The following is a 3,682-nucleotide window of genomic DNA, read 5'->3' as shown; positions in this document are numbered from 1 at the left end:
AACAGTGCCAGCGGATCGGCTTCGCCACGTGCGAACGCCCGATACAACACGCTCAGCTCGTTGATCAAAATCCCCATCGACCACCCATCCGAGACGATGTGATGCATCGTGACGAAGAGAACGGACTCGTCATCGGCAAGCCTAACCAGTCGACCACGGATCAACGGACCGTGCTCCAGCACAAATGGCGCTTGCGCTTCTTCGGTCAACAGCCGCTCCAGTTCCACCTCGCGATTCTGAGCCTCACGCAAGTCATGAGCGATCAACCGGAAACCACTATCCTCGGCAGCGATCTGCTGCAAGGCCTGTCCATCGACCAGCACGAAGGTCGTGCGCAGCGACGCATGACGGGCCACGATGCGATCCAACGCACGCTGCAGTGCGTGCGCATCCAGCGCCCCGCGTAAACGCAGGCCGCCACTGATGTGATACGCCTGACTCACACCCTCGAACTGCGACAGGAACCAGAGCCGCTGCTGCGCAAACGACAGCACACGCGGTGCATCCAGCTCAATCGACACAATCGGCGGCAGCACCGCGCCGGACGAGGACGTCACACACGCGGCAAGCTGATGGAGCGTGGCGTGCACGAATAGATCTGCCACGCCGATCTCGACACCCAACTCCTGACGCAAGCGCGAGGCGACCCGTACCGCCAACAACGAATGTCCGCCGAGGGCGAAGAAGTTATCGTGCCGCCCGATGGTTTCCAGACCCAGCAGGTCGCGCCAGATCGCGGCGATGGTTTGTTCAGTCGCGCCCTGCGGTGCCTCATACGCACGCGCCGCATAGGCCGCGCCATCCGGTGCGGGTAACGCCTTGCGATCCAGCTTGCCGTTGGGGGTCAGCGGCAAGCGATCCAACCGCACATAGGCTGCCGGCACCATGTAATCCGGCAGTACAGCCGAGAGCCAACTACGCAATGCCTCCGCGCCAAGATGCTCGGACTTCACATCCTCGGCACCCACCCAATACGCCACCAATCGCTTGGCGCTGCCTGTCGTATCTGCCAGCGCCACCACCACGCACTCGCGCACATCCGCATGCGCGCTCAGCCGTGCCTCGATCTCGCCCAACTCGATACGGAAACCACGAATCTTGACTTGGTGATCGTTACGTCCCACAAACTCGATCGTGCCATCGGCACGCCAGCGCCCTAAATCACCAGTGCGATACATCCGCGCCGTCGGATCGTCGCTGAATGGATCCGTGAGGAAACGCTCGGTGGTCAATGCGTCGCGATTCAAATATCCACGCCCCACGCCATCGCCACCGATATACAACTCGCCCACCACTCCGACCGGAACTGGCGCACCGTGTGCATCCAGGAGGTAGATCCGTACATTCGCAATCGGACGACCAATCGGGGGGGCGCCCGTCGCGCTCGCATCGCATTCATGTACACAGGCGCAGACCGTCGTCTCTGTCGGACCATACGCATTGATTAAACGCCTTCCTTCAGCCCAGTGCCCGGCAATGACCGCAGAGAGCGCCTCGCCAGCCACAACGAGTGTCTTCAGAGACGAAAACGCTGTCGCTTCGGGCAAGTGATGCAGCACCGAAGGCGGCAGAGTGACATGACTGATTTCGTTTTCATTCAATATTTCCGCGAGCCTCTCACCTGCAAGCCTCTCACCTGGCGCAAGCGGATCGGCTTCGCCACGTGCGAACGCCCGATACAACACGCTCAGCTCGTTGATCAAAATCCCCATCGACCACCCATCCGAGACGATGTGATGCATCGTGACGAAGAGAACGGACTCGTCATCGGCAAGCCTAACCAGTCGACCACGGATCAACGGACCGTGCTCCAGCACAAATGGCGCTTGCGCTTCTTCGGTCAACAGCCGCTCCAGTTCCACCTCGCGATTCTGAGCCTCACGCAAGTCATGAGCGATCAACCGGAAACCACTATCCTCGGCAGCGATCTGCTGCAAGGCCTGTCCATCGACCAGCACGAAGGTCGTGCGCAGCGACGCATGACGGGCCACGATGCGATCCAACGCACGCTGCAGTGCGTGCGCATCCAGCGCCCCGCGTAAACGCAGGCCGCCACTGATGTGATACGCCTGACTCACACCCTCGAACTGCGACAGGAACCAGAGCCGCTGCTGCGCAAACGACAGCACACGCGGTGCATCCAGCTCAATCGACACAATCGGCGGCAGCACCGCGCCGGACGAGGACGTCACACACGCGGCAAGCTGATGGAGCGTGGCGTGCACGAATAGATCTGCCACGCCGATCTCGACACCCAACTCCTGACGCAAGCGCGAGGCGACCCGTACCGCCAACAACGAATGTCCGCCGAGGGCGAAGAAGTTATCGTGCCGCCCGATGGTTTCCAGACCCAGCAGGTCGCGCCAGATCGCGGCGATGGTTTGTTCAGTCGCGCCCTGCGGTGCCTCATACGCACGCGCCGCATAGGCCGCGCCATCCGGTGCGGGTAACGCCTTGCGATCCAGCTTGCCGTTGGGGGTCAGCGGCAAGCGATCCAACCGCACATAGGCTGCCGGCACCATGTAATCCGGCAGTACAGCCGAGAGCCAACTACGCAATGCCTCCGCGCCAAGATGCTCGGACTTCACATCCTCGGCACCCACCCAATACGCCACCAATCGCTTGGCGCTGCCTGTCGTATCTGCCAGCGCCACCACCACGCACTCGCGCACATCCGCATGCGCGCTCAGCCGTGCCTCGATCTCGCCCAACTCGATACGGAAACCACGAATCTTGACTTGGTGATCGTTACGTCCCACAAACTCGATCGTGCCATCGGCACGCCAGCGCCCTAAATCACCAGTGCGATACATCCGCGCCGTCGGATCGTCGCTGAATGGATCCGTGAGGAAACGCTCGGTGGTCAATGCGTCGCGATTCAAATATCCACGCCCCACGCCATCGCCACCGATATACAACTCGCCCACCACTCCGACCGGAACTGGCGCACCGTGTGCATCCAGGAGGTAGATCCGTACATTCGCAATCGGACGACCAATCGGGGGGGCGCCCGTCGCGCTCGCATCGCATTCATGTACACAGGCGCAGACCGTCGTCTCTGTCGGACCATACGCATTGATTAAACGCCTTCCTTCAGCCCAGTGCCCGGCAATGACCGCAGAGAGCGCCTCGCCAGCCACAACGAGTGTCTTCAGAGACGAAAACGCTGTCGCTTCGGGCAAGTGATGCAGCACCGAAGGCGGCAGAGTGACATGACTGATTTCGTTTTCATTCAATATTTCCGCGAGCCTCTCACCTGCAAGCCTCTCACCTGGCGCAGCGAGATAGAGTGAGGCTCCGTAGAAAAGCGATACCAGCAATTCAGAAACAAATGCATCGAAACTGAAAGAGGCAAACTGCAAGACGCGGCTGTTTTCTTCAACCTGAAATGCGCCGATTTGTGCAAGCGCCAGATTGACCGAGATAGAGTGAGGCTCCGTAGAAAAGCGATACCAGCAATTCAGAAACAAATGCATCGAAACTGAAAGAGGCAAACTGCAAGACGCGGCTGTTTTCTTCAACCTGAAATGCGCCGATTTGTGCAAGCGCCAGATTGACGACGGACCCCGCGATGCCGCGATGTTCCTTCGGCATACCGGTCGATCCGGACGTGTAGATCACATACGCCAGATGCCGTGCAGTCAGGCCATTAGCATGGATGGCGGTCGGGCGGTCGGGATTG

2 protein-coding genes are annotated in these 3,682 nt (G+C 60.2%); both read right to left on the bottom strand.

All coding sequences use genetic code 11. The annotated features are described in order from the left end of the window. Positions 1-2,927, bottom strand: a 2,927-nt coding sequence (locus XANALMUS060_RS17935; RefSeq protein WP_343122992.1) for a condensation domain-containing protein, incomplete at its 3' end; no start/stop codon positions are given. A gap of 451 nt (positions 2,928-3,378) precedes the next feature. Then, positions 3,379-3,682 (bottom strand): AMP-binding protein (locus tag XANALMUS060_RS22800; RefSeq protein WP_045739402.1); only part of this gene is annotated, 304 nt, incomplete at its 5' end.

Source organism: Xanthomonas sp. MUS 060 (assembly GCF_000963215.1).
GTDB lineage: Bacteria > Pseudomonadota > Gammaproteobacteria > Xanthomonadales > Xanthomonadaceae > Xanthomonas_A.
Note: the sequence above shows the minus strand (reverse complement) of the source record. Positions and strands in the feature narration are given on the sequence as shown.